Annotated in this window: 22 protein-coding genes and 2 pseudogenes; 10 read left to right on the top strand and 14 right to left on the bottom strand. The window is 62.2% G+C overall.

The features are described from left to right. Nucleotides 1-20: 20 nt before the first annotated feature. The 8 genes from tolA to AB8A23_RS28195 form a co-directional block, all read right to left on the bottom strand. The gene (gene tolA / locus AB8A23_RS28230; RefSeq protein WP_439066035.1) at nucleotides 21-1,094 is read right to left on the bottom strand and encodes a cell envelope integrity protein TolA; all 1,074 of its coding nucleotides are present in this window, start codon (nucleotides 1,092-1,094) and stop codon (nucleotides 21-23) included. Nucleotides 1,095-1,098: 4 nt separating this feature from the next. Beyond that, on the bottom strand, nucleotides 1,099-1,572 hold the full coding sequence (locus AB8A23_RS28225) for a biopolymer transporter ExbD (protein WP_439057253.1): 474 nt from the start codon (nucleotides 1,570-1,572) through the stop codon (nucleotides 1,099-1,101). 37 nt (nucleotides 1,573-1,609) lie between these two features. Further along, nucleotides 1,610-2,323: a protein TolQ gene (gene tolQ, locus AB8A23_RS28220; RefSeq protein ID WP_089261977.1), complete on the bottom strand. Its 714-nt coding sequence runs from the start codon at nucleotides 2,321-2,323 to the stop codon at nucleotides 1,610-1,612. A 388-nt stretch (nucleotides 2,324-2,711) separates the two neighbouring features. Then, a complete protein-coding gene (locus AB8A23_RS28215; RefSeq protein WP_093760009.1) occupies nucleotides 2,712-3,191 on the bottom strand; it encodes a DUF2852 domain-containing protein in 480 nt (159 codons plus the stop codon). A gap of 107 nt (nucleotides 3,192-3,298) precedes the next feature. Then, nucleotides 3,299-4,003, bottom strand: a complete 705-nt coding sequence (locus AB8A23_RS28210; RefSeq protein ID WP_439057252.1) for a TetR/AcrR family transcriptional regulator — start codon at nucleotides 4,001-4,003, stop codon at nucleotides 3,299-3,301. A 163-nt stretch (nucleotides 4,004-4,166) separates the two neighbouring features. Then, entirely contained in the window at nucleotides 4,167-4,592 is a 426-nt protein-coding gene (locus AB8A23_RS28205; RefSeq protein WP_089261981.1) for a YciI family protein, read from the bottom strand. 27 nt (nucleotides 4,593-4,619) lie between these two features. Then, nucleotides 4,620-5,036: a YciI family protein gene (locus AB8A23_RS28200; protein ID WP_089261983.1), complete on the bottom strand. Its 417-nt coding sequence runs from the start codon at nucleotides 5,034-5,036 to the stop codon at nucleotides 4,620-4,622. 197 nt (nucleotides 5,037-5,233) lie between these two features. Then, nucleotides 5,234-6,220, bottom strand: coding sequence for a LysR substrate-binding domain-containing protein (locus AB8A23_RS28195; protein WP_439061200.1), 987 nt, complete (start codon nucleotides 6,218-6,220; stop codon nucleotides 5,234-5,236). A gap of 31 nt (nucleotides 6,221-6,251) precedes the next feature. Here AB8A23_RS28195 and AB8A23_RS28190 point away from each other — a divergent pair, with 31 nt between their 5' ends. Both AB8A23_RS28190 and AB8A23_RS28185 read left to right on the top strand, forming a co-directional pair. Next, nucleotides 6,252-6,845: an isochorismatase family protein gene (locus tag AB8A23_RS28190; protein WP_231077984.1), complete on the top strand. Its 594-nt coding sequence runs from the start codon at nucleotides 6,252-6,254 to the stop codon at nucleotides 6,843-6,845. 136 nt (nucleotides 6,846-6,981) lie between these two features. Next, complete coding sequence (locus AB8A23_RS28185; RefSeq protein ID WP_231077985.1) at nucleotides 6,982-7,743, top strand: pirin family protein; 762 nt, start codon at nucleotides 6,982-6,984, stop codon at nucleotides 7,741-7,743. 48 nt (nucleotides 7,744-7,791) lie between these two features. On the opposite strand, the pseudogene AB8A23_RS28180 reads toward AB8A23_RS28185, so the two are convergent. Both AB8A23_RS28180 and AB8A23_RS28175 read right to left on the bottom strand, forming a co-directional pair. Beyond that, nucleotides 7,792-8,124: pseudogene (locus AB8A23_RS28180) on the bottom strand (nuclear transport factor 2 family protein); the annotation flags it as partial. A 38-nt stretch (nucleotides 8,125-8,162) separates the two neighbouring features. Beyond that, nucleotides 8,163-8,811 (bottom strand): annotated as a pseudogene (locus AB8A23_RS28175) (glutathione S-transferase family protein). Nucleotides 8,812-9,142: 331 nt separating this feature from the next. Between AB8A23_RS28175 and AB8A23_RS28170 the strand changes: the two are divergent. The 3 genes from AB8A23_RS28170 to AB8A23_RS28160 all read left to right on the top strand — a co-directional run bounded on the left by AB8A23_RS28170 (nucleotide 9,143) and on the right by AB8A23_RS28160 (nucleotide 14,674). Beyond that, on the top strand, nucleotides 9,143-11,338 hold the full coding sequence (locus AB8A23_RS28170; protein WP_231077988.1) for a TonB-dependent siderophore receptor: 2,196 nt from the start codon (nucleotides 9,143-9,145) through the stop codon (nucleotides 11,336-11,338). Between the two features lie 98 nt (nucleotides 11,339-11,436). Beyond that, a complete protein-coding gene (locus tag AB8A23_RS28165) occupies nucleotides 11,437-12,240 on the top strand; it encodes an SDR family NAD(P)-dependent oxidoreductase (protein ID WP_320446928.1) in 804 nt (267 codons plus the stop codon). A gap of 184 nt (nucleotides 12,241-12,424) precedes the next feature. Further along, complete coding sequence (locus AB8A23_RS28160; RefSeq protein WP_439057250.1) at nucleotides 12,425-14,674, top strand: TonB-dependent siderophore receptor; 2,250 nt, start codon at nucleotides 12,425-12,427, stop codon at nucleotides 14,672-14,674. A 23-nt stretch (nucleotides 14,675-14,697) separates the two neighbouring features. On the opposite strand, the gene AB8A23_RS28155 is transcribed toward AB8A23_RS28160, so the two are convergent. The 4 genes from AB8A23_RS28155 to AB8A23_RS28140 form a co-directional block, all read right to left on the bottom strand. Then, nucleotides 14,698-15,180, bottom strand: coding sequence for an anthrone oxygenase family protein (locus AB8A23_RS28155; protein WP_093759414.1), 483 nt, complete (start codon nucleotides 15,178-15,180; stop codon nucleotides 14,698-14,700). 40 nt (nucleotides 15,181-15,220) lie between these two features. Then, nucleotides 15,221-16,420 carry a multidrug effflux MFS transporter gene (locus tag AB8A23_RS28150; RefSeq protein ID WP_439057249.1) on the bottom strand — a complete coding sequence of 400 codons (1,200 nt, stop codon included), beginning with the start codon at nucleotides 16,418-16,420 and terminating at the stop codon, nucleotides 15,221-15,223. A gap of 254 nt (nucleotides 16,421-16,674) precedes the next feature. Then, entirely contained in the window at nucleotides 16,675-17,082 is a 408-nt protein-coding gene (locus tag AB8A23_RS28145; RefSeq protein ID WP_116661152.1) for a VOC family protein, read from the bottom strand. Nucleotides 17,083-17,097: 15 nt separating this feature from the next. Further along, nucleotides 17,098-17,499 (bottom strand): DoxX family protein, encoded by a 402-nt coding sequence (locus AB8A23_RS28140; protein ID WP_439057248.1) that lies wholly within the window; start codon nucleotides 17,497-17,499, stop codon nucleotides 17,098-17,100. Nucleotides 17,500-18,055: 556 nt separating this feature from the next. On the opposite strand from AB8A23_RS28140, the gene urtC reads away from it, so the two are divergent. The 5 genes from urtC to AB8A23_RS28115 all read left to right on the top strand — a co-directional run bounded on the left by urtC (nucleotide 18,056) and on the right by AB8A23_RS28115 (nucleotide 22,034). Next, nucleotides 18,056-19,228, top strand: a complete 1,173-nt coding sequence (urtC, locus tag AB8A23_RS28135; RefSeq protein WP_309947091.1) for an urea ABC transporter permease subunit UrtC — start codon at nucleotides 18,056-18,058, stop codon at nucleotides 19,226-19,228. A gap of 8 nt (nucleotides 19,229-19,236) precedes the next feature. Further along, complete coding sequence (gene urtD, locus AB8A23_RS28130; protein WP_374725690.1) at nucleotides 19,237-20,076, top strand: urea ABC transporter ATP-binding protein UrtD; 840 nt, start codon at nucleotides 19,237-19,239, stop codon at nucleotides 20,074-20,076. 62 nt (nucleotides 20,077-20,138) lie between these two features. Further along, nucleotides 20,139-20,834 carry an urea ABC transporter ATP-binding subunit UrtE gene (gene urtE, locus AB8A23_RS28125; protein ID WP_115033620.1) on the top strand — a complete coding sequence of 232 codons (696 nt, stop codon included), beginning with the start codon at nucleotides 20,139-20,141 and terminating at the stop codon, nucleotides 20,832-20,834. A 24-nt stretch (nucleotides 20,835-20,858) separates the two neighbouring features. Next, nucleotides 20,859-21,713, top strand: a complete 855-nt coding sequence (locus AB8A23_RS28120; RefSeq protein WP_309947088.1) for an urease accessory protein UreD — start codon at nucleotides 20,859-20,861, stop codon at nucleotides 21,711-21,713. Nucleotides 21,714-21,731: 18 nt separating this feature from the next. Continuing rightward, the gene (locus AB8A23_RS28115; protein ID WP_068733936.1) at nucleotides 21,732-22,034 is read left to right on the top strand and encodes an urease subunit gamma; all 303 of its coding nucleotides are present in this window, start codon (nucleotides 21,732-21,734) and stop codon (nucleotides 22,032-22,034) included. Nucleotides 22,035-22,083 lie beyond the last annotated feature (49 nt).

Here is a 22,083-nt window from a genome sequence, read left to right as displayed (position 1 = left end):
CGTCACCAGGAGTGACGTGCTCATGACCGTCGTTCGGTGAAAACGGGTTCGAAAAACTTCCATTCGTCAAAAAACGCCGTAGGCAGTTTATACGGCGCACATTCGATAATCGCACGCAGCGCGCTCTCCTGATAGACGCGGAAATACGGCGTCGTTGGATTGCTGATGGCAACCGGCGTCGTTTCCAACGACCCGTCACGCTTCAGCTTGACGCTGAAAATCGACTCGGTCATCTGCGCTTCGATGCCGCCATAGGGCTTCTTCCAGCAGCGCTCGACCTGCGACTTGAACATTGCGCCCCAAGTGGCGACGTTGTTGCTCGCACTGCCTTTCGCCAAACCCAGAGCCTCGTTCGGATTGAGGTCGGACCCCGTCACCGAATTCCGGGTCGGATCGCGCTTGTCGATCAGCGCCGCGATCTTTGACTGATCGAACACGCGCTCGGCCTTCTTGGCCTCTGCTGCCTTGGCCTGTGCTTCGGCCTTGGCTTTCGCTTCGGCATCAGCCTTGGCTTTGGCCTCAGCCTTCGCTTTGGCTTCTGCTTTAGCCTTGGCTTGCGCTTCGGCCTTCGCCTTGGCTTCTGCCTGCGCCTTGGCGTCAGCCTCGGCCTTCGCTTCAGCCTCTGCCTTGGCGTCGGCAACCGCCGCCGCTTTGGCTTCTGCCTTTGCCTTGACATCGGCCGCGGCTTTCGCTGCAGCCTCGGCTTTTGCCGCAGCCTCCGCCTTCGCCGCTTCGGCCGCCGCTTTCTCGTCAGTCTTCGGCTGTTCCTTCGGCGCCGTCTCGGTGATCACCGGCGGCTTCTTGTCGTCGATCTTGCCGACGGTATCCTCGACCGGCGGCTTGGCCTCGGCGACCTTCTCCACCTTCGGCTTCGGATTTTCCTTCTTGCCGGTCTTTTGACCGACCATGGACTGGCTTTCGACGCTGATGTCGACCCCGACGGAATCCTCCGGCATCACTTCCAATGCCCTGGAAGAGAACGTGAAGAGGCCCCACCCGATCACGAACACATGGAGGATCACCGATGCGACGAGTGTCTTGTCGACTCTCGCGATCAGCTCTCCAATCCTGCTCGTCTCCGGTTGTTGCTCCACGATCTTAAGTCCCCTGCTCCGGCAGGATCACGATATTGGCCTTGAACCCGGCCGCCCGCACTGTGCCGAGCAATTTCATCATGTCCGTGTAGCAGACGTCGCGGTCGCCGCGCAGAAACACGGTATTGTCCGTCTCCGACCGCGTGGCCCGGATGGCCGTGATCTTGGCGGAGAGTTCGCTTGCCGGTACCAGAGCATCGCCAACATAGGTTTCGACAGCCGAATTGCAGCCGCCGCCGGTACGCTTCACCGATACGGTGAGCGGCGGCGTATTTGCTGACACCGACTTGCCGCCGCTTGCGATCGGCAGGTCGATATCGATGGTCGAGGTCATCAGCGGCGCCGACACCATGAAGATGATCATCAACACGAGCATGACGTCGACCATCGGGGTGACGTTGATCTCGGCCATGACGGCAGCACGCCGGCGCCCGCGCCGACCTCCGCTACCACCGCCCGAGCCCATATTCATCCCCATGACAGGGTGCTCACTTCAAGGTTCAATTCGTCATCCATCAGACGCGCTCGTCGATCTGGCGCGACAGGATCGCTGAAAACTCGTCGGCAAACCCCTCCAGGCGCTGGGCCTGTTTGTTCACTTCTGACGTGAATTTGTTGTAGAAAATAGTCGCCGGGATGGCGGCGATAAGGCCGATGGCCGTGGCAAACAGCGCTTCGGCGATACCAGGTGCGACCACGGCGAGCGACGTGTTCTTCGAGGCGGCAATCGCCTGGAAGCTCGACATGATGCCCCAGACGGTGCCGAACAGGCCGACGAAGGGGCCGGCCGAACCGACGGTCGCCAGCACCAGAAGGCGGCGCTCGAGGCGCTCGACCTCGCGGGCGATGGAGACGTTCATCACCTTGTCGATGCGCATCTGCAAGCCGGTGAAGGAGCGCGCCTGGCTTTCGAAAGACCGCTTCCACTCGCGCATCGCCGCGACGAAACACGCCGCCATCGACTGCGTCGGCTTGGCGGACAGCGCGCGGTACAGATCCTCGATGGACTCGCCGGACCAGAAGGCCTGCTCGAACCGGTCCATGGCGCGGCGTGTGCGCGCATACAGGAACATCTTGTCGATCGCGATCGCCCAGACCCACACCGAACAGCCCAGCAGTCCCAGCATGACCGCTTTCACGATCCAGTGGGCCTGCAGGAACAGCGCGATCAGCGAAACGTCGGATGAAGCCAGCGGCAGGGCTGACTGCGCCACATCGGCCGGATTCATGAACGGTATCCTCTCAACGCAAAAATCCTCAATTTGCCAGCGACTTGCTCATCGCTGATGCCGCGGCCACGCATCGCGCGCGGCGCGGAACGCCAGTGCAATGTTCTTGTTGTGTCGCATGGAGGGCTTGTCCGAAGCCGAGCCCTAAATTCCCTGCCAACATGTCAAAACAAGGGCTTGCACGCGTTTCTGCGGCTTTTACCAGACGCCAGTCATGGTTAATGCGGAGTTACCAAAGCGTGTTTTGGCCGAGAAATGAAGCGGTATTCGCTTGTTCGTGAAGGGCCCGTGACAAAGCAAAACCGCCCGCCTGAATGATCAGACGGGCGGCGATGTCGGCATCGGGCGAAGGGGGCGCTACCGCCTGACGCCTATCAGTTCCGGGCTGTTAGCCCTGCGGCTGATTGTTATCCGATGGCGGGGTCGGCTTTGGGCGGTGCTGCGCCATGAACTGGTCGAACTCTTCCTTGTCCTTGGCGTGACGCAGACGATCGAGGAAGTTCTTGAACTCGTGCTGTTCTTCCTCAAGGCGGCGCAGGGTTTCGACGCGATATTCGTCGAAAGCGCGGTTGCCCGAGGTCGGCGGGCCGAAGCCGAAGCCCGACCCGAAGCCTGAGCGCTCCATGCGGTTGCGCATGCGCTCCATCTTGTACTGCATCCGCTCCATCTTGTTCTCGAAACGGCCGTGACGATCCCAGCAACCCATTTTTCTGCTCCCGAGTGTGAAGAAGAGAAGTGCGAGGCCAACCGGCCACCAGATGATAAAACCGAGCACGATCAATACGATGTGCCATGGTGAGCGCATCTGGTAGGACACCCGATCATCGGCGGGTGGACCCCATCGATTGTAATCTGCAGCGTTGGCCATTTTCCTCTCCATCAGCGGCACCATGCCGCTTGTGAATGTAAATAACATTTACATACCTAGCTCACGGCCGGATTTTGTCAAGACGACCGCAAGGGGAGCGCCGCGAATTATTTTGGGGCGGTTCCCCAAGGACCCGATTTGGGCGCTGTAGATGTGTCGGACTTGTGGACGTTTTGGTCGGTTGGAAAGCCCAGTCCGCGCAAATAAATCAGCGCGCCGGCTTCCAGCAGATCCTCCGGCGACATCGGCAGCTTGCGCCGCGCAGCATCGCCGCGGCCGAACAGCGAGGCCACGCCATGCGCCAGCGACCAGATATGCAGCGCCATCATCATCGCCGGTGGACGCGTCACGCCCGGCGGCGTCAAGGCGGCCAAACGTTCTGCCGCCGCACGGATCACACCGAAGGCACGTTCTCCCGCCGCGGCCAGTTCAGGACTGGAATCTACGGGGATTCCGGATTCGAACATCGCCGAATAGAAGGCCGGTTCAGTGCGGGCGAAAGCGAGATACGCCTTGCCGATCCGCTCGAAGGCCGTGACCGTATTCGGACGGCCATCATCCCACGCCGCCGTCAGCACCTGCTCGAACTGCTCGAAGCCACGCTGCGCGATGCTGGCGAGGAGGTCGTCGCGATCGCGGAAATGGCGATAGGGCGCGGCCGCGCTGACGCCGGCCGTGCGCGCGGCGTCGGCGAAGGTGAAACCCGCGGGCCCCTTCTCCGCAATCAGCCCGAGCGCTGCCTGCAGCAGCGCCTCTTTCAGATTTCCGTGGTGATAACCGCGCTCGCCGCGGCTGTCTTTGCGCCAGCTCATGTGAAGGGCTTTAACATGAGCCGGGCCAAAAGGTCACACCAAAACGGTGTGACCGGCACAAATTCCCTCAACAAATCAACGCCCGCCGCATGCGGAAATCCTGCGGCAGGCACGCGGCCGTGTTGCGACACGACCGTTTCATGCCCGTCGCAGTGATTTTGCCTCAGCCGAGCCGCTTTGCGGTGGTCTGCATTTCCTCGAATCCCGAGGCGACGGCCTGCACGTCCTCCGGATAATCGGCCATTTCCTGCACCTGGCGGATCTCGATCACCTCGTTGGGCGTCGCCGGGCAGCGACTGGCCCAGGCGATGGCCTCATCGCGCGAGGCGACGTCGATCATCCAGTAGCCGCCGAGCACTTCCTTGGATTCCGCGAACGGCCCGTCGGTCACCACCGGCTTGCCGGATGGAAAGGACACCCGCGCGCCCATCGATGGCGGGTGCAGTCCATCGCAGGTGATCAGCACCCCGGCATCCATCAGCGCCTTGTTATAGGCCATCATCGCCGCGACGCGCTCGACGTCCTCCGGCACGGTGCCCGGCGCCGCAGTCTCATAGCCGCCAGGGATCATCAGCATCATGAATCGCATGGTCATTATCCTCGTTGAACTCGTCGCTTATTTCTTGGCGGCTTGCGCGCGCAGCCGCTCTTCCTTCTCACGCAATTCGGGGGTGAGGGCGTCGCCGAAATCCTCGGCCGCAAACACCTGACGGATCTCGATCTCGTCGCCGGCCGCAAATGGCGCGCGCTTCATCCACGCGATCGCCTCGTCCTTCGAGGCGACGTCGATCAGCCAGAAGCCCGCTATCAGATCGCGCGTCACATCGAACGGCCCCTGCTTCACCACTGGCTCACTGCCGGTAAAGGCGATGCGCGCGCCTTTCGACGTCGGGTGCAGCCCCTCGCCGGCCTGCATCACGCCGGCATTGCACATCTCCTCATTGAACTTGCCCATCGCGGTCAGCAGTTCCGTCGTCGGCATCACGCCGGCTTCGGTGTCCTTGTTCGCATGCACAATCACCATGAAACGCATCGGTCTTTCTCCGTTGGAACATTCGACTGCAAATATGACGAAGCAGCTTTTGCCAGTCCGACATGATCGGTGAAATTATTTCAGACGTCATGACCGATGGATTTTTTCCTTCAACCATAGTCAGCGGCAATCCCGCTACAAACGTTCAGCTGCGCAAGCTACGCAATCATCCTCCAACTAGCATTTCGAATGATTGACTAGCGCGACGCCCGATCATCTTTCAGCGCATCTGCGAATTCGGTCACGATTGCCTTTATCAGGCGACCGCTGAATCTGTCCTTTTGCCACAGCGCCGTCATCTCGACAGGAGATGGCTCCCACCCCGTCAGGACGCGAACAAGCGCACCGGATGTCAGTGCGGCTTCAACCAAAAAGAATGGCAGGTTGGCAATCCCGAGGCCCGCAATTGCGGCGTCCACCAATATCGTCTGCCGGTTGGCCGCAAAACCGATTTTGGGATGGACGGTCGCAGTCACGCCTTTGTCGTTTCGCAGGTCCCATTCGACCAGATCGCGACGGATCGCAAGTGCGGGAATTTCCCTGACGTCCTGCGGCTCTTTCAAACCGGAGTGTGCCGATAAAAAGCCCGGACTGGCGACCAGCACTCTCGGCAAGGTGGCAATTCTCCTGAAGATGAGTTCGGAGTCCGCGACCGGCCCCATCCGAACCACCAAATCGTATCCTTCCTCAATCAGCGACACTCTGCGATCGGCAAGGGTTATCTCAATCGCGACATCGGGATGTCTGGCCCCGAACCGGATCAACGCAGGCGCAAGCACTGCAGTGGCGATATCGGGCGGCAAGGAAAGACGAATGTTGCCCGACAGGGCTGCGCGCTCGTCCTGAACCTCGGCTACGGCCTCTTCAGCGAGCGAGAAGGCCGCACGGCTTCGTTCGAAAAGTTGCTGCCCCTGCTCTGTGAGCACGACGCCCTTCTTCGTTCGCCGGACGAGTCGGACGTTCAAGGTATTTTCCAGCACCGACAGTCGCCGGGACAGCGTCGCTTTCGGAATGCCCGTCGCACGCTCGGCCGCCGCAAGCCCTCCGGCCTCGACGATACGAGTGAACAGCGCAAGGCCGTCGAAATCTCCGAAGACTGTCATGTTCCATTTATGAAACATGATGAGGTCATTTTTCAAGCCTGCCGCTGGCTTTGTTTCATTTCTACACTTATGGGCGAGCAATGACGCTCTTTGAGCCAAACGAGGTCAGATCATGCCCAATTACTTCACCCCGGAAAATTCCGCGCTTCTGCTCATCGATCATCAGATCGGCACGATGCAGTTGATCAAGAACATCGACGTCGCCAGAGCCAAGCGCATGTCGCTGGCACTGGCGAAAACAGCGAGCATCCTGAACATTCCGACCGTCCTGACGTCGAGCCAGGAAGATCGCCTGCAGGGGCCGCTGTTGCCGGAGCTGCAGGAGATCCTGCCAGACGCCTTCAAAGCGCGCGTCAAGCGCGAAGGCATCGTCAACGCCTGGACCGACGTCAACTTCAAGGCGGCGGTGGAAGCAACGGGACGAAAGAATCTGATCATGGCCGGTGTCACGACCGATGTCTGCCTTGTCTTCCCGGCGATCGATGCGGTGACCGAAGGCTACAGCGTCCAAGCGGTCATGGACGCTTCGGGGTCTCCATTCGAGCTCTCCGAGGATATGTCCCGCCGGCGCATGCAGGATGCTGGCGTTGTTTTAACAGCGACCAACACGATGATCGCCGAACTCGCTCAGAACTGGGGAACGCCCAATGGGCAAAAACTCATCCAGTTGCTGTTCAGCGAAGTGCTTCCGCCGATCAATCCGTAACGCCATCGCGCCCGCCGAAGCTGGAGCCTCATTGGTTCTGATGGAAGCAGAACCGAGCTCCAGCTTTTTGTTTGAAGCGTTTTCTTGACGCGAACCGGCATCCACTTCGCTCGAAAACGCGATAAGGAGAAAAAACATGACCTCAGCACCAACTATCGCAGGGATCGGTGTCGTCTCGCCTGAAAGCCATCAGGTGCGGTCGCAAGGGCCATTCCAGTTGCGTCGCATCCGTCCCGGCATCGCTCTGGGACAGCCAAACGACGCAGGCTTCGGCGGGCTTGGCGTTATCGACCACGCCCGGCTGCAACCCGGCCTCGTCGTGAGGATGCACGAGCATCGCAATGACGAGATCATAAGCTACATGCGCGCAGGCCGCATGCAACACACCGACTCCGCCGGAAAGAGTGAACTTATATCGCCCGACCGGTTGATGGTGATGAACGCAGGCCGCGGTTTTCATCATGAAGAACGAGTTGTCGGAGACGACCAGATCGAAATGCTGCAGATCTTCGTTCGGCCTGAAGCCGCAGACGAAGAGCCAATCGTTCAATTTGTCGAACTCGATGAGATCGAGCGAAACGATCAATGGCGGTTGCTGACCGGACCGAAAGTATCCGACGCACCGACCTTCGTACGTCAGGCCGTCTATTTGTACGATACCCACCTATCGGCGGGTCGAAGCATCGACCTCCCGTCCAAACCCGGGTTTGATCGTTGGCTATATGTTTTTCAAGGCAGAATATCTGCGGGACAGCACGACGTCGGAACGCACACCGCGCTGATGCTTGCCGCGGATCAGGCCGAGATGAATGTTACCGCTGTCCAGGAAACAGATCTTGTTGTTTTCCTCGTTGATCGGAGCGCTAAGTTCTCGCGTGGAGGGACTATCAGTGGCTGAATCCGAATGGATGGTTCGGATCTTGTCCGCACTCGTATGATTACGCCCTTACGACACCTGCTTCTGAAACACCCCGTTCTTGTAACTCGCGCCGAAATACACATCGATCGACCGGATGAGATCGCCCTCGAAGCCGAAGACTTCGGTGTTGCGAAAACTCTTGCCGTCCTTCGCCACGCAACGATAGGTCACGAACGCCGTATCGCCATCGACGGCGATACGCTCAAGATCATGCTGCGCGATCCAGTTGGCAACACGCCAGCAGCGGGCGAAATAGGTCGCCTTGTCGATCCCGTCATCGAACGGGCTCGTAAAGGTGAAGTCGTCCGTGAACGCATCTTCGACGGCCCCGCGGTCATTGCGCAGATAGGCTGCAAACAGGTCTCGGATGGCGTGGGTCTTGTCAGCGCTCATATGGATCACTCCTGCGGAAACATGTGCGCGTAGGGCTCCGCCTCCTTCACCACCCGTGCGAATGATGGACGCGCCAGCAGCCGGCCAAGATAGGCCGAGACGTTGCGATGTGCGTCTCCCGAACGGATGCACCTTGTTCGCGTAGTACAACGCCGGAGCCGCGGCGCAGTCGGCGAGCGTGAACGCTGCGCCCATCGCCCACGCGTTCGTCGCCATCTGCTTGTCGATCATGCCGTAGGATGTGGTGAGCAACGCCCGCGCCATGGCCACACCATGCGGATCCTTCTTGTCGGCCGGCACCAGACGGTCGCCGACGATCTTCTGCGTCGGCGTGTGCACGTAGAGATCATAGAAGCGGTCGCGTAACCGCATCTGCAGGCCGGCGTCGCCATCGGGGATGAAACGCGTGCGGCCGGGAAAATGCCGGTCGAGAAACTCGATGACAATGGAGGACTCCGGCACGATCGCGCCGCGCTCATCATCTTCCAGCACGGGGAATTTGCCGATCGGCCACAGTTTCAACAGCGCCGCGCGCTCAGCTTCGTCGCCGAGATTGACCATATGCGGCGTAAACGGCGTGTCGTTCTCGTACAGCGCGACCAGCGCCTTCCAGCAATAGGACGACAGCGGATGGAAATGCAGTGTGAGGGACAAGGGAACCTCCTGTCGGGATGGATGAAATACATCGCCGCTACATGAGCCTGGCGAATGACGTCAACCAAGGACGAATGGGCTCTGCGTATCCCGACAACTACTGGCCCATTTTCGCTACAGAGGAGCCAAAATCCATCCATACAGGCCTTGGGCATATTCAGAGATCGAAAAGTAGAACGATACTAAGCTGGCAACCTGTGGAAATGGCCATTTGCCGTTCACACCGCTTCACGCGCGCGTTACCGACTTAGCTGAAAATTAGCTAAGGAGCGTAAGCGTGGCCATTTCCCAAACCTCACAGCGACTCTTCGGAGCGTCTATCGCAGTTCTTATGACCTTCGCGATCGAAGCTCCGGCGCAGGCGCAGAGCCAGCTTCCGCCCGTCGTTGTCGAGCAGGCCAAACCGCGCGCCACGCCGGCACGTCCGCAGCGGTCGCAGGCGGCGCGCTCCGCCGCCAGCCGTCGAACTGCAACGCGGGGCCCGACGGCGCTGGCCGCGACCGCCGCTCCGGCTGCTGCAGCTTTCGAATCCGGCACGGGTCCGGTCCAGGGCTACCTCGCCGGGCAGAGCACCACTGGCATGAAGACGGACACGCCACTGCGCGAGACGCCGCAGTCGATCACGGTGGTCACGACCGATCGCATGGCCGATCAGGGCGCGACGAGTGTTCAGGATGCCCTGCGCTATATCCCGGGCGTCTTCGCCGACGCCTACGGTGTGGACTCACGCGGCGACTATCCGCGCATCCGCGGTCAGGACCCCAATATCTATCTCGACGGTACACGCGCGGCGGACGCCTATCGGTTCAACGAATGGCGGCCCGATCCCTATACGGCCGAGCGCATCGAGGTGATGCGCGGACCGGCGTCCGTACTGTACGGCGACACGTCCACGGCGGGCCTGATCAACCTGATCTCGAAGCGCCCGCAGGCGGAAGCGGCGAGCGAGATCGGCGTTCAATTTGGCAGCTTCAACCGCAAGCAGGTGCAGATCGATACGACCGGCAAGCTGACCAAGGATGGCGAGTGGTTGTATCGCTTCGTCGGCGTCTTCCGCGACAGCAACATGCAGACCGACTTCACCAAGGACGACCGCATCGTGCTGGCACCGTCGCTGACCTGGCGGCCGACCAACAACACCAGCTGGACTGTGCTCGGCACCTATCAGAAGGACACGAGCGGCAGCTCTACGGCGTTCCTGCCGCATGAAGGCACGCTGTTCGCGGGGCCGAACGGCTTCATTCCGGTGAATCGCTTCGCGAGCTATCCCGGCTACGACAAATACCAGACCGAGACCGGTGCTTTCAGCAGCCTGTTCGAACACAGCTTCAACGATGCCGTGAAAATCACCCAGAACCTGCGCTTCACGCATGTCGAAGGCATCTATCGGACGGCCTACCCGGATTCCTACTCAAATCCCTCGAATCCGTTTCTGGATCCCGAGCACCGAACGGTGGCGCGCTACATTTCCAGCCAGGAAGTGGCCAAGGACAGCCTGACCATGGACAACAATGTCCAGCTCAAGCTGCTGACCGGACCTGTTTCGCACAAGATGCTGTTCGGCCTCGATTATCGCGACCTGAACCAGCGCACACGTTCAGGCGGTGGCTTTGATCCAACACCGTTCGATCTCTATGCTCCCGTCTACACCAGTCTTACGGCGCCTGTGTTGTCCGACACCCCCGCGGTGCGGCAAAGCCAGCTCGGCCTGTACGCGCAGGACCAGATGCGGCTCGGCCCCTGGCTCGCCACGGTCGGCGTTCGACAGGACTATGTCAGCAACCGCGTCGCAGGCAGCCCCGACGAAGACACCAAGGCCACAACGGGCCGCGTGGGCCTGATGTATGAAACGCCTGTTGGCTTCAACCCCTACGTCACCTACGCGCAGTCGTTCAATCCGATCTTCGGCGCCAATGTCTGCGCCGAGATCTGCAAGGCGCAGCGCGGCGAGATCTACGAGGTCGGTTTCAAGTACAATCCATTCCCGGGCACCGCGATCAATGGCGCTATTTTCGACACAGTTGAGAAGAACCGGCTGGCCTCGGGATCCGTGCCCGATGCAAATGGTTTCATCGCTTCGATCCAGACCGGACAGGTGCGTATCCGTGGCGTGGAGCTCGAGGTCATCACCCAGGTGACGCCCGACCTCAGACTGATTGGCAGCTACTCCTATCTCGATGCCAAGGTTGAAAGCGGCGACAATGTCGGCAAGCATGTGGAAACCGTGCCGGATCACCAGGCATCGCTGTGGGGCACCTATCGCTTGACGTCGCTGGGTCTGCGCGACGTCACCCTCGGCGGCGGCGTGCGTTATATCGGCCAGTCCTGGGACGGCACGGATACGCTCCGCACGCCGGACTACACGCTGTTCGACGCCATGATCAAATACGAGACAGGCCCTTGGCGTTTCCAGGTCAACGCCAGCAACATCACCGACAAACGGCACCTCGCCACCTGCCTCGCGCGTGGCGACTGCTTCTACGGCATCGGGCGCACAGTGTTGGGGTCAGCGACCTACCGGTTCTGAGTGGTCAGACCTGCCACAACCAGTTCGCGGCCGGGCTTGTCCCGGCCGTTTGCGTTCTCTAAACAGCCCTGCAACGATCAAGAACGACAGGGCAGGACATGACCAAAGCTGACGGCAAGGAACAGATTCGCAAGGTTGCACTCGTCACCGGCGCCGCGCGCGGCATCGGCCTTGCCGTGGCCAAGCGCTTTCTCGGCGAGGGCTATCGCGTTGCGCTGCTGGATATCGAACGCGAGCTGCTCGATGCCAGCGTCAAGGCACTGAACGATCCCGACAACACGCTGGCGCTGCATACGGATGTCTCCGACACCGCTGCTGTCGACAAGGCCTTTGCCGCCACGCAGGCCCGCTTCGGCCGGCTCGATGCGCTGGTCAACAATGCCGGCATCGCGAATTTCAAGCCTCTGCTCGAGACGACGCTGGAGGAATGGGAACGCATCATGGCCGTGAACCTTACCGGCCCGTTCCTGTGCACCAAGGCGGCGGCCCCCTTGATGCGCGAGCATGGCGGCGGCGCCATCGTCAACATCGCCTCGATCTCGGCGCTACGCGCGTCCACGCTGCGCGTCGCCTACGGCACCAGCAAGGCCGGCATCATTCACTTCACCAAGCAGTCCGCTGTCGAGCTCGCGCTGCTCGGCATCCGCGTCAATGCGGTGGCACCGGGTCCGGTGGAAACCGCGATGGCCAAGGCCGTGCATACGCCGGCGATCCGTGCCGATTATCACGATGCCATTCCGCTCAATCGTTACGGCGGCGAGGACGAACTCGCGGACGCGATCTTCTTCCTGTGCAGCGACCGGTCGAGCTACATCACCGGCCAGATGCTGGCGGTCGACGGCGGTTTCGACGCCACGGGCATCGGCCTGCCGACACTGCGGCGCGAAGGCATCAACGGCTAGCGAAGGTCCGTGCCCGGATGACGTGCAGCATCATCCGGATTGCGCGGCTGCCGATTCGATCGCGCAGCTTTGCCAACTTAGAGAGATACTAATTCCAGACTAATTGTATGACGCCCCGGACGTCTTTCGGCTGCGTCGCTGCGTGATAAGTCGCCTGCATCACTTGGTAATGGGGTGCGGGCAAATGACATTCAAATCTTCCACACATCTGGGATGGCTGGTCGGGACGGCACTGCCGATGCTGGCGCTGATTACGACGCCATCGCAGGCGCAATCGCCGCAAGGCAGCACTGCATTGCCAGCCGTGGTGGTGGATCAACCCGTTCGACCGGCCGCGCGTGCGCGCGCGACCCGCCCATCGACGGCACGCGCGCGTGCAACACGCCAGGCCGCGGCCCGCAACAATGCGCCCGTTGCGGCAGCCACCGCGGCTGCCGGCATTCGCGCGGAAACGGCCACCGGGCCGGTGCAGGGCTATCTCGCCAATCGCGGCATGGGCGGCACCAAGACCGACACGCCACTCCGCGAAACGCCGCAGTCGATCTCGGTCGTGACCGCCGATCGCATCACCGACCAGGGCGGCCTGTCTGTGCAGGAAACCCTGCGCTATGTACCAGGCGTGACCGCCGATCCGTTCGGCGGCGATGCCCGCGGCGACTACACGTTGATCCGCGGCCAGGAGCCGAGCCGCTATCTCGACGGCATGCAGGGCTCGCGGCTCAGCCAGGTGCTGGAATGGCGCCGCGATCCCTATGCGCTGGAGCGCATCGAAGTGCTGCGCGGGCCATCGTCCGTGCTGTATGGCGGCTCTTCCACCGGGGGCGTGCTCAACGAAGTATCGAAGCGCCCGCAGGCCGAATCCCGTAACGAGATCGGCGTGCAGTATGGTTCCTTCGACCGCAAGCAATTGCAGATGGACTCCACCGGCAAGCTGACCAAGGACGGCGAGTGGCTGTATCGTTTCGTCGGCGTATTGCGCGACTCCAACTCGCAGGTCGACTATGTGCCGAACGACCGCATCCTGCTGGCGCCGTCGCTGACCTGGCGCCCAACTAACGACATCTCCTGGACCGTGCTCGGCAACTACCAGAAGGACAGTTCCAGCTCGTTCAGCGCCTTCCTGCCCATCGAGGGCGTGCTGAAGCCCGGCCCCAACGGCTTTATCCCGGTCAACCGCTTCGCCGGCGAACCGAATTACGATCGCTACAACATCACCACCGGCGGCGTCACCAGCCTCTACGAGCAAAGCTTCGGCGATGTGCTGAAGATCAAGCAGAGTTTCCGCTACAGCCACACCGACGGCGATTACGCCATCATGTATCCGGACCTGTATTCCAACCCCACCAATCCATTCCTCGACGCCGGCCGGCGTACCGTGCAGCGGATCTATTATGCCCGTCAGGCCGCGAAGGACGCCTTCACCTCCGACAGCAATGCCGAAATCAAGCTGCAGACTGGCGCGGTGTCGCACAAGGTGCTGGTGGGCATCGACTATCTCGGCCTGCACGAGAAAACCCGCAGCGGCAGCGGCCTCGATCCGCGGCCGTTCGACCTGTATGCGCCGGTCTATAGCAGTTTCTCGGCCTCGCTGACCGACGATCGGCAGGCACAGCAGGGCCAGACCGGCTTCTATGCACAGGACCAGATGCGGCTGGGACCATGGCTCGCACTGCTCGGCGTGCGGCAGGACTATGTCAGCTATAGTATCGAGGGACTGCCCACCCAGAACGACAGGGCCACCACCGGCCGCGCCGCGCTGATGTACGAATTGCCGTTCGGCGTGACGCCCTATGTGTCCTGGGCGCAATCGTTCAATCCGATTTTCGGCGCCGGCACCTGCGCCACGTTCTGCAAGCCGGTGCGCGGCGAGCAGTATGAGGTCGGCGTTAAGTACAATCCGTTCGCCGGCACAGCGATCAATGTCGGATTTTACGATACCACCGAGAAGAACCGGCTGTCCGGCGACCCGTCCAATCCGATCTTCTCGATCCAGACCGGCCAGGTGCGGATCAAGGGCGCCGAACTGGAAGTGCTGACCAGCGTCACACCCAATCTCGACCTGATCGGCGCCTATGCCTATACCGACGCGCGGATCGAGTCCGGCGACAATGCCGGCAAGCGCGTGGCCAGCGTGCCGCAGCAGCAGGCCTCATTGTGGGGCAAATATCGCCTGGCCTCGCTCGGCCTGCCTGAGGTCACCGTCGGCGCCGGCGTGCGTTACATCGGCGAATCCTGGGACGGCATCGACGTACTGCGCACGCCGGACTACACGCTGTTCGATGCCATGGTGCGCTGGGACAACGGCCCGTGGCGGCTGCAGTTCAACGCCACCAACATTGCCGATACCCGCAACATCGCCACCTGTCTGTCGTTCGGCGACTGCTTCTACGGCATGGGCCGCACGCTGCTGAGCACCGCGACGTATCGGTTCTGAGGCGACGAGGCAGCAGGTCTGCACTAGAGAACGCGGAGCCCCAGCATAAAAAAGGCCAGCGCGCCGGTGGATGCCGCCGTGCGCACGTGGTTCCAGCCGGTCCAGACCGACAGATAGCGCGTCCACAGACTTGCAGTCTCGGCGCTGTCGGCCGGCGCGGCAGCGAGCGCGTCGTTCAGCGGCACGTTGAAGACAACGGTGACGAGGAAGGTACCGACGGTATAGAGCAGCGCACCCGTGACGAGATAGGGTGACGCCGGATGCGACCAGTTCAGTACCGCGATCACAGCGATGATGACGCAGAGCAGCACCGTGCCCATAAAAGCGGTGAGGAACAGCGGGCTGAGAATCGTGCTGTTGATCGACTGCATCGCGGCAATACCGGCCGGCGCTGGCAGCTTGCCGAGCGCGGTCATCACCGTGACCGAGAATACGAAGAACAGCCCGGCCATCAGGCCGGAGCCTATCGCTGCCGCAAATGTCAGGCCGAACGACATTCGTCCCATCCTCACCTCGACCCTGTCGGCGCTCAGCCTAGCAGTTTTACTACTCCGCGAGCTGCGGCGAAAATTCGCGCGGTCGTAGCGTGGCGATACTGACGGCAAGCGCACCAACCGCCGTGCAGGCGATGGTCGCCACCATCGGCAGCGAGGTGCCATCGAAGAACAGGCCGGACACGCCGATCATCAGACCACCGGTGACCATCTGCAGCGTACCGCCCAGGGCGGAGGCGATGCCGGCGATGGGGCCGTGGTTCTCCAGCGACAGCACCATGGTCGACGGGATCACCAGACCGAGGAAGGCGAAGGACACGAACAGCAGCGGGATCAGCACGGCAAGGCTGGTGAAGCCGGCCAGTGTCAGCGCCAGCAGCACGACTGCGAAAAACGCATAGGCCGACACCGCAGCCATCACCACGCGGCCCATGCCGAAGCGGCCACCGAGATAGCCCGCGAATTGCGAGGCGCCAATGAAGCCGATGGCATTGACCGAGAAGGCCAGGCTGTATTGCGTCGGCGTCAGGCCGTAGTGCCCGATATAGACAAAGGACGATGTCGCAAGGAACGCAAAGAAGCTCGCCATGCCGAGGCCACCGATGAAGGTGAGCCCGAGAAAGTGCCAGTCGCGCAGCAGCTCGCCGAAGCTGCCGAGCACATTGCGCACACTGCCCGAGATGCGCTCATGCGCGGGGCGCGTTTCCGGCAGCAACGCGGCCACCAGCACAAGGGCAATGACGGCTGCGATGGTCGTTGCGACGAACACCGCACGCCAGCCGAACGGCACGATCAACGCGCTGCCGCCGAGCGGCGCGAGGATCGGCGATACCGAGAATACCAGCATCACCAGCGCCATGAGTTTCGTCGCCTCAGGGCCGGTGTGCAGATCGCGAATGATGGCGCGCGGGATCACGCCCATGGCGGCGGCGCCGAGTCCCTGGACGAAACGGAACGCGATCAGCCACGCCACACCCGGCGCCAGCGCGCAACCGATCGAGCCGGCGATGAACAGCGTCAGACCCGCATAAAGCGGCGCCTTGCGGCCATAGACGTCGGACAGCGGGCCATAAGCGATCTGGCACAGGCCGAAAGCAATGAAGAACGCAATCAGCGTCATCTGCGTCGCCGAGGTCGTGGTGCGCAAATCGGCGGTGATCGCCGGCAGCGCCGGCAGATACATGTCGATGGCGAAGGGGCCGACGGCGGAGAGCAGGCCGAGCACGACGGCGTTGCGGGTAAAGGCGGACATGGGATTTTCTTTTCTTGTTCAACGTGGCCGCGACGCATCTTCGATCGCTGATCGTGACACGCCGGCTGGGATGAGGAGCAAGGCACAGCCTCTCACAACACCAATGATCTGACGGGGCGCCTTGTAGCGGAAGCGAGCCCTACACGCCAATCAAGCGGTTGGCATCGTGCCCCGCCCCTCACCCGCCGCGAAGACGCGGCGACCTCTCCCCGCGCAGGTGCGGGGAGAGGTAAGAAAGCGGCGTACGCCTCACATCACTCCATCGCGCAGTTGATCATCCAGGGCGCACCGAATTTGTCGACACACATACCAAATCCCTTTGACCAGAACGTGGCGCCGAACGGCATCTTGATGGTGCCGCCCTCGGACAATGCCGCGAAGACCTTGGCGCCATCTGCAGGATCCTTGATCTGCAGACAGACCGACATGCCCTGCATCTTCTCGAAATAGTCCGGCGGCGCGTCCGAGGCCATGATGACCTCGCCATCGACCGATATCTGGCCATGCAGCACCTTCTTGGCCATCGACGGCGGCATCTGTTCCGCCGCAGGCGAGCCTTCCACATGCATGATGACATCGATCTTGGCCCCGATCGCCTTCACATAGAAATTGAGGGCCTCTTCGCAATTGCCGTTGTAGTGAAGATAGGGATTGACCTGCATCGCTCTTTCCTCCGGTTAAAAACTCTGGTTTCGGATCGGGATCATCGCGCGCAAACGGGGATCGCGCAGGTACAGCCCACCCCATGCCATCACGCCGATGTAAAAGCCAAACAACAGATGCGTGAACAGCGGGCTGTCGACACGCAGATGCGTCGCCATCGCGCCGCCGAGAAGCCCGGTGAGCAGAATGGCGCCGAAAACGGACGTGCGCGGGATCGCGTACAGCAATGCGCAGAGCAGCGTGAGAACGCCAAGGCCGCGCGCCTGCGCCATACTGCCGCTATAGCCGAGCTGCTGCATGGTCTCGGTAACCTCCTTGATCGGCACCAGCTTGATCCCGCCATCCATCACAAGAAAGAGAATGACGAGGCCGCTGAGAATGCGGCCGATCCAGAGCGCGGTACGGGAAACGGGCATGAAATGGGTCCTGTGGTTCGAATAGAGAGTGCTGTCTCCAAGACGAACGGCATCGGCGTCATCCGACAGCGCCATAGAAATTATTCGCGGTGTGCTTTCTTCCCTCCCCCCTTGCGGGGGAGGGTGGCGCGCAGCGCCGGGAGGGGGGTGCCACACACGCCATCGCTTGTAGTTACCCCCCTCCCCGGCCCTCCCCCCCCCCCGGGGGGGGGGGGGGGGGGGGGGGGGGGCCCCCCCCCCCCCCCCCCCCCCCGCCCCCCCCCGCCCCCCCCCCCCCCCCCCCCCCCCCCCCCCCCCCCCCCCCCCCCCCCCCCCCCCCCCCCCCCCCCCCCCCCCCCCCCCCCCCCCCCCCCCCCGCACCCCCCCCCCCCCCCCCCCCCCCCCGGGGGGGGGGGGGGGGGGGGGGGGGGGGGGGGGGGGGGGGGGGGCCCACCCCAAGCTCCGGCGCTTGCGGCTACCCCCCTCCCGGCGCTAACGCGCCACCCTCCCCCGCAAGGGGGGAGGGGACCATTGGCGCCGGTGCTAGCTACAATTGGGCATACTGCGGAGCCACCTCATGACGCCGCATTTCCTCACCCGCACGCTCGACCGCAGCGCGACGATTTTCCTGCTGATCGTCGCCGCTGTCGGCATCCTCATTCCGCTGTCGAACCTGCTGCTGCCGGCGGACTCGCCGCTGCAGGTGCCGACCTATCTGATGGCGCTGTTCGGCAAATATGTCTGCTACGCCATTCTCGCGCTCTCGATCGATCTGATCTGGGGCTATTGCGGCATTCTCTCGCTCGGCCACGGCGCCTTCTTCGCGCTCGGCGGCTATGCCATGGGCATGTATCTGATGCGTCAGATCGGCTCGCGCGGCGTCTATGGCAACCCGATCCTGCCGGACTTCATGGTGTTCCTGAACTACAAGGCGCTGCCCTGGTACTGGTATGGCTTCGACATGTTCTGGTTCGCGGCGGCGATGGTGCTGATCGCGCCGGGCATCCTGGCTTTCGTGTTCGGCTGGCTCACCTTCCGCTCCCGCGTGTCAGGCGTGTATCTGTCGATCATCACGCAGGCGATGACCTATGCGCTGCTGCTGGCCTTCTTCCGCAACGATTTCGGCTTCGGCGGCAATAACGGCCTGACCGATTTCAAGGACATCCTCGGATTCAACGTGCAGGCCGACGGCACCCGCGCAGCGCTGTTCGCGCTGAGCTGTCTGGCGTTGATCGTCGGCTTCCTCGTCTGCCGTGCCATCGTCACCTCGAAGCTCGGCAAGGTGCTGATCGCCATACGCGACGCGGAGTCCCGCACAAGGTTCTTGGGCTACCGTGTCGAATCCTACAAGCTGTTCGTGTTCACGCTGTCGGCCTGCATGGCCGGCGTTGCGGGCGCGCTCTATGTGCCGCAAGTCGGCATCATCAATCCCGGTGAATTCGCCCCGGCCAACTCCATCGAGGCCGTCATCTGGGTCGCGGTCGGCGGTCGTGGCACGCTGGTCGGCGCGGCGCTCGGCGCGGTCGTGGTCAACTACGCCAAGACGGTGTTCACATCGGGCGCCCTTGCGCCCTACTGGCTGTTCATGCTCGGTGCGCTGTTCATTCTCGTGACGCTGTTGCTGCCCAAGGGCATCATCGGCACCTTCAATGCATGGTCGGAAAGCCGCAAGGCCCGCAATAGCGCGAATGCCGATAGCGCCGCAGCGGAAGATGGCGTCACCAAACCCCATCTGGCGGAGAAGGCGTGATGACCGTGATTGAAACGCCAGCCCCGGCAACACCTGCGTCTCACGCGCTCGCTATCATTGATCCCGTGGTGGCGGCGCGCGAAGCCGAGGCCCGGCAGAAGCGCATCACCTCCGCACAGCTCTATCTCGACGGCGTTCATGTGTCGTTCGATGGCTTCCATGCGATCAACAATCTGTCGATGGTGCTGGCGCCCGGCGAGATGCGCGCCATTATCGGCCCCAATGGTGCCGGCAAGACCACGATGATGGACATCATCACCGGCAAGACAAAGCCGGACGAGGGCGATGTCTATTTCGACGGCATTCACGACCTGACGCTGCTGGACGAGACCAAGATCGCCGAGCTCGGCGTCGGTCGTAAATTCCAGAAGCCGACGGTGTTCGAGAGCCAGACCATCTATGACAATCTTTTGCTGGCGTTGAATGTCGATCACTCCGTGCGCGGCACGCTGTTCTGGCGCAGCAATCGTGCCGAAGCCGAGAGCATCGACAAAGTGCTTGAGACCATTCGCCTCACGGACTCGCGCGATAGGCTCGCCGGCAATCTCTCGCATGGCCAGAAGCAGTGGCTCGAAATCGGCATGCTGCTGGCGCAGGACCCGAAGCTGCTGCTGGTGGACGAGCCGGTGGCCGGCATGACCGACGTCGAGACGCATCAGACCGCCGAATTGCTCAAAGCGATCAACCGCGACAACAAGACCGTCATGGTGGTCGAGCACGACATGACCTTCGTGCGCGAACTCGGCGTCAAGGTGACCTGTCTGCACGAAGGCACGGTGCTGGCCGAAGGCACCATCGATCAGGTGTCGACCAACGACCGCGTGGTCGAAGTGTATTTGGGGCGCTGACGCATGATCCCGAAAAGTGGAAACCGGTTTTCGGACCAGATCATGCGCAAGGATTAGGTCATATGCTGAAAGTCGATAATATCAGCCTCTATTACGGTGCAGCCCAGGCGCTGCGCGGCGTCACCGTCTCGGCGGAGCCCGGCAAGGTCACCTGCGTGCTCGGCCGCAACGGCGTCGGCAAGACCTCGCTGCTGCGCGCCATGGTCGGCCAGCAGGCGATCTCGTCAGGCTCTATTACTTTCGACGGGCAGGACATCTCGACGCTGAAGCCGTTCGAGCGGGCGCGGCGCGGCATTTCCTTTGTGCCGCAGGGGCGCGAGATCTTTCCGCTGCTCACGGTGGAAGAGAATCTAAAAACCGGTTACGCGCCGCTGAAGCGCGTCGACCGCAACATTCCCGACGACGTGTTCTCGCTGTTTCCGGTGCTGAATTCGATGCTGGGGCGGCGCGGCGGCGATCTGTCCGGCGGTCAGCAGCAGCAGCTCGCCATCGGCCGTGCGCTGGTGATGCGACCGAAGCTCCTGTTGCTGGATGAGCCGACCGAAGGCATCCAGCCCTCGATCATCAAGGATATCGGCCGCGCCATCTCTTATCTGCGCTCCCTCGGCAATATCGCCATCGTCCTGGTGGAGCAGTATCTCGACTTTGCCTGCGAACTCGGCGACAACTTCGCCGTGATGGATCGCGGCGCGGTGAAATACACCTGCGACCGCAGTACGCTCGATCCCGCCGAGATCAGCCGCCAGATGGCGCTGTAACGCGGGCTCAAAGCCGGAGAATGCATGCAGGCTGACAACACCACGCTGTCGTCATCGGCGATCTCATCGTCCTCGGCGATTTTTGCGGCCAACCGTGCCCGCGGTGCGGTCAAGTTCGACGTGCATCTGGCGGAGGGCAAGACGCGCCGCCGCCAGCTGCATGAATCCGGCTCGCTGCGCGTGCGCTTTCCGTCCCCCGAAGATCACGGCCTGTCTGCGATGTTCGTCAATACCGCCGGCGGTGCGGCAGGCGGCGACCGTTTCGATATCGACATCGCGGCCGGCGAAGGCACCAGCCTGACTGTGACGACCGCCGCCGCCGAGAAGGTTTATCGCTCCCATGGTCCCGCGGCCGAAATCAATATCGCGCTGAAGGCCGAGGCCGGCGCGCATCTGTCCTGGCTGCCGCAGGAAACCATCCTGTTCGACCAGGCCCGCACCATCAGGCGCATCGATATCGATCTGGCCGATCGCGCGACGCTTTTGCTTTGCGAGATCGTGGTGTTCGGTCGTGCGGCCATGGGTGAGGTGATGCAGACGGGGTCTTTCGTCGATCGCTGGCGCCTGCGTCGCGGTGGCAGGCTGGTGTTCGCGGAAAACGTGCGGCTGGATGGCGATATCGCCGCGAAACTGGCCCGGCCGGCAATCGGCAATGGCGCGGTGGCCATCGGCACGGCGCTGATCGTGCCCGGCGATGAAGCGCTCATCGAGCGGCTACGCGAAGCCACGGATGGCGCTGGCGGTGAAGTTGGTATCTCCTGCTGGAACGGCTTTGCAATGGCCCGCTTCTGTGCACAAGATGCGGCCAAGCTGCGCGCCGACATGATGGCGGTGCTTGGACGATCATGCGCGATGCTGCCGCGCATGTGGCTCAACTAAACCTATCAGAGTGTTCGCATGAATCTCTCCCCCCGCGAAAAAGACAAGCTCCTGATCTCGATGGCCGCAATCGTGGCGCGCCGCCGGCTCGAGCGCGGCGTCAAGCTCAACCATCCCGAAGCGATCGCCATCATTTCCGATTTCATCGTCGAGGGCGCACGCGATGGTCGCACCGTTGCCGAGCTGATGAAATCCGGCGCCGAGGTCATCACCCGCGCGCAATGCATGGACGGCATCGCCGAGATGATCCACGACATTCAGGTGGAAGCGACATTCCCCGACGGGACGAAGCTCGTCACGGTGCACGAACCGATCCGCTAGTTCAAACTCCGTCATGCCCGGGCTTGACCCGGGCATCCATCTTCAGCGC

Origin of the sequence: Tardiphaga sp. 619_E2_N8_4, assembly GCF_051810905.1 — a bacterium.
Taxonomy (GTDB): Bacteria; Pseudomonadota; Alphaproteobacteria; order Rhizobiales; family Xanthobacteraceae; genus Tardiphaga; species Tardiphaga robiniae.
Note: the sequence above shows the minus strand (reverse complement) of the source record. Positions and strands in the feature narration are given on the sequence as shown.

Coding starts and splice junctions, on each gene's coding strand:
- AB8A23_RS28225 (WP_439057253.1), bottom strand. CDS start 1,572: ATGGGGATGAATATGGGCTCGGGCGGTGGTAGCGGAGGTCGGCGCGGG.
- tolQ (WP_089261977.1), bottom strand. CDS start 2,323: ATGAATCCGGCCGATGTGGCGCAGTCAGCCCTGCCGCTGGCTTCATCC.
- AB8A23_RS28215 (WP_093760009.1), bottom strand. CDS start 3,191: ATGGCCAACGCTGCAGATTACAATCGATGGGGTCCACCCGCCGATGAT.
- AB8A23_RS28210 (WP_439057252.1), bottom strand. CDS start 4,003: ATGAGCTGGCGCAAAGACAGCCGCGGCGAGCGCGGTTATCACCACGGA.
- AB8A23_RS28205 (WP_089261981.1), bottom strand. CDS start 4,592: ATGCGATTCATGATGCTGATGATCCCTGGCGGCTATGAGACTGCGGCG.
- AB8A23_RS28200 (WP_089261983.1), bottom strand. CDS start 5,036: ATGCGTTTCATGGTGATTGTGCATGCGAACAAGGACACCGAAGCCGGC.
- AB8A23_RS28190 (WP_231077984.1), top strand. CDS start 6,252: ATGCCCAATTACTTCACCCCGGAAAATTCCGCGCTTCTGCTCATCGAT.
- AB8A23_RS28185 (WP_231077985.1), top strand. CDS start 6,982: ATGACCTCAGCACCAACTATCGCAGGGATCGGTGTCGTCTCGCCTGAA.
- AB8A23_RS28170 (WP_231077988.1), top strand. CDS start 9,143: ATGACCTTCGCGATCGAAGCTCCGGCGCAGGCGCAGAGCCAGCTTCCG.
- AB8A23_RS28165 (WP_320446928.1), top strand. CDS start 11,437: ATGACCAAAGCTGACGGCAAGGAACAGATTCGCAAGGTTGCACTCGTC.
- AB8A23_RS28160 (WP_439057250.1), top strand. CDS start 12,425: ATGACATTCAAATCTTCCACACATCTGGGATGGCTGGTCGGGACGGCA.
- AB8A23_RS28155 (WP_093759414.1), bottom strand. CDS start 15,180: ATGGGACGAATGTCGTTCGGCCTGACATTTGCGGCAGCGATAGGCTCC.
- AB8A23_RS28150 (WP_439057249.1), bottom strand. CDS start 16,420: ATGTCCGCCTTTACCCGCAACGCCGTCGTGCTCGGCCTGCTCTCCGCC.
- AB8A23_RS28145 (WP_116661152.1), bottom strand. CDS start 17,082: ATGCAGGTCAATCCCTATCTTCACTACAACGGCAATTGCGAAGAGGCC.
- AB8A23_RS28140 (WP_439057248.1), bottom strand. CDS start 17,499: ATGCCCGTTTCCCGTACCGCGCTCTGGATCGGCCGCATTCTCAGCGGC.
- urtC (WP_309947091.1), top strand. CDS start 18,056: ATGACGCCGCATTTCCTCACCCGCACGCTCGACCGCAGCGCGACGATT.
- urtE (WP_115033620.1), top strand. CDS start 20,139: ATGCTGAAAGTCGATAATATCAGCCTCTATTACGGTGCAGCCCAGGCG.
- AB8A23_RS28120 (WP_309947088.1), top strand. CDS start 20,859: ATGCAGGCTGACAACACCACGCTGTCGTCATCGGCGATCTCATCGTCC.
- AB8A23_RS28115 (WP_068733936.1), top strand. CDS start 21,732: ATGAATCTCTCCCCCCGCGAAAAAGACAAGCTCCTGATCTCGATGGCC.